Annotated in this window: 7 protein-coding genes and 1 pseudogene; 2 read left to right on the plus strand and 6 right to left on the minus strand. The window is 65.1% G+C overall.

The genetic code is table 11. The features are described from left to right. Together ACFWB0_RS22225 and ACFWB0_RS22230 are read right to left on the minus strand one after the other, a co-directional pair. Window positions 1–1,056: an FAD-binding oxidoreductase gene (locus tag ACFWB0_RS22225; RefSeq protein WP_378492562.1), complete on the minus strand. Its 1,056-nt coding sequence runs from the start codon at window positions 1,054–1,056 to the stop codon at window positions 1–3. A 3-nt stretch (window positions 1,057–1,059) separates the two neighbouring features. Beyond that, window positions 1,060–2,253, minus strand: a complete 1,194-nt coding sequence (locus ACFWB0_RS22230; protein ID WP_026003435.1) for a Rieske 2Fe-2S domain-containing protein — start codon at window positions 2,251–2,253, stop codon at window positions 1,060–1,062. Between the two features lie 262 nt (window positions 2,254–2,515). Between ACFWB0_RS22230 and ACFWB0_RS22235 the strand changes: the two genes are divergently transcribed. Then, complete coding sequence (locus ACFWB0_RS22235) at window positions 2,516–3,130, plus strand: MarR family transcriptional regulator (protein WP_378492563.1); 615 nt, start codon at window positions 2,516–2,518, stop codon at window positions 3,128–3,130. Window positions 3,131–3,222: 92 nt separating this feature from the next. After that, the gene (locus ACFWB0_RS22240) at window positions 3,223–3,615 is read left to right on the plus strand and encodes a hypothetical protein (protein WP_378492564.1); all 393 of its coding nucleotides are present in this window, start codon (window positions 3,223–3,225) and stop codon (window positions 3,613–3,615) included. A 413-nt stretch (window positions 3,616–4,028) separates the two neighbouring features. Here ACFWB0_RS22240 and ACFWB0_RS22245 read toward each other — a convergent pair whose 3' ends face one another. The 4 genes and pseudogenes from ACFWB0_RS22245 to ACFWB0_RS22260 all read right to left on the minus strand — a co-directional run. Next, window positions 4,029–4,229: a hypothetical protein gene (locus ACFWB0_RS22245; protein WP_378492565.1), complete on the minus strand. Its 201-nt coding sequence runs from the start codon at window positions 4,227–4,229 to the stop codon at window positions 4,029–4,031. Between the two features lie 177 nt (window positions 4,230–4,406). Beyond that, the gene (locus ACFWB0_RS22250) at window positions 4,407–4,922 is read right to left on the minus strand and encodes a hypothetical protein (RefSeq protein ID WP_378492566.1); all 516 of its coding nucleotides are present in this window, start codon (window positions 4,920–4,922) and stop codon (window positions 4,407–4,409) included. Window positions 4,923–5,024: 102 nt separating this feature from the next. Continuing rightward, window positions 5,025–5,198, minus strand: a complete 174-nt coding sequence (locus tag ACFWB0_RS22255; protein WP_378492567.1) for a hypothetical protein — start codon at window positions 5,196–5,198, stop codon at window positions 5,025–5,027. A 133-nt stretch (window positions 5,199–5,331) separates the two neighbouring features. Further along, window positions 5,332–5,792: pseudogene (locus tag ACFWB0_RS22260) on the minus strand (SOS response-associated peptidase); the annotation flags it as partial. Window positions 5,793–6,153 lie beyond the last annotated feature (361 nt).

The following is a 6,153-nucleotide window of genomic DNA, read 5'->3' on the forward strand; positions in this document are numbered from 1 at the left end:
CTAGCTGGGAAGGAATTGCTCGGCGTGAATGCGCTCGGCCGGCAGGCCGAGTTCGACCAGCCGGTCGTGCGCGGCGGCGAGCATCGCGGGAGGTCCACAGAGATAGGCGGCAGTACGGGGGTCACGAACGTCGTCCGCGGTGAGGACGCTGACCGGGTTTCCGGTGAGGACCCCGTCGATGGAGGTCGGCTCATCGGACACGACCCGGACGTCGAGAGTGCGCATGAAACTCTGCCGTGCACGGAGTTCGTCGAGGTGGAACAGATCCGCTTCCCTGGTACATCCGAATACCAGGCGGATCGGGGTGTCCTCGCGAGCGGTCTGCAGATTCTCGAGCATGGACAGCATCGGCGCGAGACCGGTGCCGCCGGCGATCATCAACGTGGGGCCGGATTCCTCCACGAGACCGAATGCGCCGCTGGGGCCTTCGATTTCGATCTTGTCGCCGACCACGGCACCGTTGCGGAGATAGTCCGACATCGCCCCCGACGGCAGGACCCGGATGGTGAAGGTGAGCTTCTTGCGGTCGCGCTCACCCGAGGCCATCGAGTACGAGCGCCACTCCTCGGTACCCGGCACCTGCATCCGGACGTACTGCCCCGCGCGGAAGGCGAACCGGACGGATTTCGGCAGTTTGAGCACGAGTTCCACCACCGACTCTCCGAGCCAGGTGATCGCCCCGACCTTGGCGGTGGCGGCGACGAGCGGGTAGTCGTCCAGCATCGAGGCCGGATAGTCGAGTTCGACTTCACTGTCCGCGCACGCCACCGACTGGCACAACAGGCGCTGTCCGTCGCGGATCTCGTCCTGTCGCAAGGAGAACACTCGATCCCGAGGCATCTGGAGGTCGCCGCGAACGACCTTGCCGACGCAGGTGCCACACGTACCGACGGTGCACTGGCTGACCAGGCGGACCCCGGCGGCCTCTGCCGCCTCGAGGACCGTCGAGCCTGCAGGCACGGTCACCGTCTTGGTGCCGTCCGCGAACGTCAGGTCCACGGTGTGGGTGACATCTGTACCGGACGTCGCGACCGCTTCGGTCGGGGTGATCGTCATGGCTCAGTCCTCGTCGAGGTACGGCGACTCGAAGAAGCCCCGGGGGTGGCGAGCTGCCATCTTGCGCCACGCGATGATGGAATAATCCATGTCGCACAGCATCTCGTTGTTCCAGCCGTCGAAGCGGGTGTAGTGCTCCTCGGTGGCCTCACGCGCGAAGACGTCACTGTTGTTGAAACCTTCCAGTGCCAGCGGCAGCATGAAGTTGTCGTACTTGAAGTTGAATTCCGCGATCTCCTCGTCGGTACGGGCGCGGGTAGCGATGACCTCCCAGTACTCGTGATGATGATCGTCGATCGGGACATAGAACTCGTACTGGACGTGATCGGTGATGGGCCAGTGTTCGACCATCAGGACACCGGGAACCCACAGCGATGTGCGGAAGTAGTGCGGCACCGTGCCGCGAGCCTTCATGTTGACCTTGGGGTTGTCGAGAACCGGCTGGTACAGGTCGGGACGGTCGTAGCGGTTCATCACGCCCTTGGGACCGTTCTCGATGTCGATCTCCTCGGTCGCGGAGTCGGTGAGAGCGTTGACGCCGAGAGGCAGAGCGCGGTCCAGAGCGACAAGGATCTGGTTGTCCCAGTGCACCAGCAGGTGCCCCGGGTCGAGGCCGTTCTCGGCCGCGAGGCGCCAGTTGCCGACCAGCTTGCGGTGGATCCCCCGGATCACGATGCCCTCATCGAGTAGGTGCGGAACCGGAGAATCGTTGGGATCGTTGGTGACCGGTGCAGGAAGATCGTTGGCGAGCGGCGGAGGGGTGCCGAAATCCTCCTCACCCACGAACACGTAGATGATCCCGTTGACCTCTTCCACCGGGTAGGTCCGGATGCCGGCCTTTCCGATCAGCGAGTCGTCGGGGTTGCCGACGATCGTCGTGAGGCTTCCGTCCTCGAGTCCGTAGGTGAAGCCGTGGTACCAGCAGGTGATCGTGCCCTCGGACAGGCACATCGGTTTCGCCGAGAGCTTCACCCCGCGGTGGATGCACCGATCGGATACCGCGTAGGCCTTGCCGGCGCTGCGGCGCAACGCGATGTCATGTCCACCGATGGTGACGCCCTTGGCGCTGCCGTCCTCGAGCTCGTGGGAGAGCAGAGCGGGATACCAATGGTTGGCGAAGCCCCAGTCTGCCTGGACATATGGGGCGTACTGGCGGGTGACTCCCGCCGACGATCCGCTGTGCGAGATAGCGGTCATGGGACAACCTCCCTGGAGGTGGTGGGTGGGGTTTCGGTCGGCTCGTGGGCCGGCACGACCGCGAGGGACCCGGAAGCCGGGTTTCGGAGAAGTGTGGGGTGACACATCGCTGTGTCTGAAGCCACAGTATCGAAGTTTCATGAAACGTCAATAGAAATTCCACGAAATTTACATTGAACACATGCGCGCAATCTTGATACCGTGAACTCGCGCGGCGCCACCGCCGCGGGGCGCAAGCCCGGGCCGATCGCGGAAGACAGTGATGACCAGCGCAGACTCCGAGCCGACCAGCGATACCGCACCCCTGCCCACCGGCAGACGCTGGCATCTCGCCGAGAACGCCTACGAGGACGCGCTGACGTCCTTCGAGTTCGCGATCCTCCAAGCCGAGGGCGGCTTCCAGCGCTTCGCCATCCAGGCGATCCGAGCCGCCACAGATCTCGACCTGGCATTCAACGAGATCGTGGCGCTGCACGTCGTACGAATGCAGGAGCGGTCCAAGGACACCGCGACGATCGCCCAGCTGACCAACCGGGAGGATCTGCCGAACCTGCAGTACAACCTCCGCAAGCTCGTCAGTCTCGGCCTACTCGAACGACGGAAGGCCGGCACCTCCTCGGTCTTCACCGTCACCGAGAAGGGTCGGGCCGTCACCGACCGTTATGCCCAGCTGCGTCGCGAAACCCTGGTGTCCAACCTCGAGGAACTGAGCGACACCACGACGAAGTTGCGGCACGCGTCGCGATCGATGCAGGTACTCACCGGCTTGTACGAAGCCGCGAGCCGCGAACTCGCCACCCTCAACACCGCCGTCCTGTTCGAACCTCTCGAGAACGGGTCGCGTCCCCGGCGCTCGACGAAGGGCACTTCCGATTGACCATCCCACTCACACACCTCCACGCACCCGACGGCTGAAGCCGCCCGTCCTCATGTCCGCTGGACGGGTCAACCTCCCCTACCTCGGCCCCGGTGGTGCCCCCCGGTATCGGCGCGGCTGGCGCTGTTCGCCGACTGGTGCACCACTCCCCCCTCCAGGTCGCCCCGGAAGCGCTTGCGCTGTTTCTGCGTGAGCATCCCGCCGCAGTCGCGACCCAACGGCAGCGGCGGCTCTCGGCGATCAACGCCGTACACACCCGCCGCTACTACCCGCCCGGGGGGGCACCGAGGCCCTCTGTCCGCCACCACCTCGATGCCGGCCGCGCCGACCGCCTCGAACGGATCGCTCCGCTCCTTCTGAAGGCAGCACTCGTGCTGCCGGTCGCGGGCTGGTCCGCCGCCGGGGTGTTCGGCCGCCGCGACGCGCTACTGCTCGTCCTCGCCTCGACCGGCATGAACTTCACCGACCTCCGGTCGTCCCGGTGATCGTGGTACTGCTGTTTGTCAATGTCCGAAGTCGGCTGCACGAGTGACCTGCGCATTCGGGGTCGTGTGCACAGGAGTGTGAACTTTCGGCGTGTCCGTACCCGTGTGCACGACCGGCGCGGCCTGGTACATGACCGGGATCGCAGATACGGCCCCGCTGGAAGCGAGGCGGCGGAGCTGATCGCCACCCTGCCCGATGGATTCGACGTCTTCGCGGCGGTGGAGGTCACCGATGAGATCAACCACCGCGTCGAAATGTCTGTTCTACAACCGACCGAGGCGAAGGAATCTCGGGCGAACCGGTCTCCGATCCCCGATCAAGACGGATGTGGCGATTCGCAAGTACATCCCGGCTCGACGAGGCGATCGAGGAGATGTCCACTCCGATGAGCACCTCGAGCGCGAACATCTCATCACTGTGCGGTCTGATGTTCCTGCACGTAGAGCGTGATGGCCTCGCGCATGACCTCGGCGGCGCGTCGGCCCTGGACGGCGGCGATGGTGTCGACCTGCTCGCTGACCGCCTGCGGCAGGCGGACCTGCCGTCGGGCGCGGATGACGAACGCCGACAGTGTCGCCGTGTGTCGGGCGGTGAGTTCTTCGTGGTCAGGCAACGACTACCCCTCCTTCAGAGACGAACCAAACTGGACCGCGTCATGATCGCGTTGGCGGTCACGACGCATCCGTGGCGGCCGCGGCGCCAGAGTGCGTCGCCTCGGGGCTCCCAACTCACGACCACACGAAATGGCCACCTGACCTGACACAATGACACGTCCCCGAACGAGATTGGGTCACTCCGCCGGACTGCACCGAGCAAGGACATCCGCGCACGCGACCAGGTCACCGAACGAACGCCCACGGAAGGTCTCAGTCTCTCCAATCCCACACACCCCGCGACCACGGCCCGGCAGCTCGTCGCTGAACACCTGCACGCCCGGGATACGCCGAACGAAGTCGAGTACCTGTATCTCCAGCTCCCTCAACGCCGGCCGCGCCCCATCGTCTCCCGGGATCGCGGAGAACGAGCCGGACTGCCAGTCACGCTCGATGGCCCAGCCGTACCGGCTCCCGAACTCGGAGTCGAGCTGGCTGCGACGGTTCGCCCAGACCGTCGAGTGCCCGACCTTGACCCACCCCGAATCGAACTCGACGACGTAGATCTGCCCGCGGTCACCGCCGCGTCGCCACGGCCCCTCGTGGAGGGTGATGTCGCCGAACTCGACTCCCCAGGCATCTTTCGTCGTGACCTGCCGCGACTGCGTGGCATCGCCCTCGAGTGAGGTATCGCTCTTCTCCGGATCGCGCACGCTGATCACCCTTCATTGAGTGCAGTTCGTACCCTGATCCTGACCTTCCCCTCCGACATATCCCCGCGGACGGCGCAGCCGGCCGCGCCGCGCGATGTCACGTCAGGTGGTCGGGTGCGCTGGTGGGCACTTCGTGCAGTCATCGGCCGCGATGAACGTGGCGGAGATGTTGCTGCCGTCGAGCGCCTTCAGCAGGAGCTGCGCGGCAAGCACCGCGGTGAGCAGCCGGCCCCTCAACTGTCTGCGCGGCGATACCGTCGGCGTCGGCGCTTGCACTGTTCATGCCACGAGACCGTAGACAAGCCACCGACACTCCGTGGTGCAGCCATCACCGCTGCATCCCCGCCTCCCTTCTACATGCTCCCCAAATACGCCCATACGCTGGCCAGATGGCATGTCCCCTATGCGCTCACCGGTGCACAGGGCACAGCAGATCCGAGGTGTTGTTGCGCGGCGAGTTCACCACCGTACTCACCTCATACAGATCCAGATGCGGCTCCGGGACCGAGTTCAGCAACGCGTCCACGTCGTCACGGTCGGTCAGCGAAGTGTCGAGCCACGGCCCGATGAACGTCTCCGGCAAGATCACCGGCGACCGGTCATGGATCTCGCCCGCCGCGTCAACACCGTGCACGTCCACAACCACCGGTCCGGATCATCCTCGGGCATATCCGGATTCGGCCACAACTCATACAGGCCGGCCATCGACACCGGCACATCGGCGTGCAAGAAGAACGGAATCTTCTTCCCGTACTCACCCGTCATCCACTCGAAATAACCATCCGCCGGCAAGACACAGCGGCGGCGGGCCGCGGCCGCCTTGAACGCCGGCTTGCTCGTGACCGTCTCCGAACGCGCGTTGATCAGCCGAGTGCATGCGCAGTCCGTGAACGGGACGAGCGGCCACGGCGGAAGTGAAGTCATCGAAGGCACCTTCCGCTGGGAGGGTCTCGGCGCGCAGCTGCTCACCGAACTCGGCGGCGCCGGCTACTGCCACAGACTCTATACACGCCTTCCTCGCACCGGTCCGCAGGTCATAACGCGACCGGGTGTCCCCATTTCGACGTACGTCAATTCTGAAATGGGACGACAGCGTCGACGAACGCCGCCACATCCAGCAGCGGCGGCCACCCATCCTAACCTCAATCTTTCGTGAGTCCCACGTGTCGACCTGAGCGCTCCGGATTGGTTGTTGCCCGACGCCGACCCGGTGTCGAGCAAAGACGAGTCG

The organism is Rhodococcus sp. NPDC060086 (assembly GCF_042730275.1).
In the GTDB taxonomy this organism is placed as follows: domain Bacteria; phylum Actinomycetota; class Actinomycetes; order Mycobacteriales; family Mycobacteriaceae; genus Rhodococcus.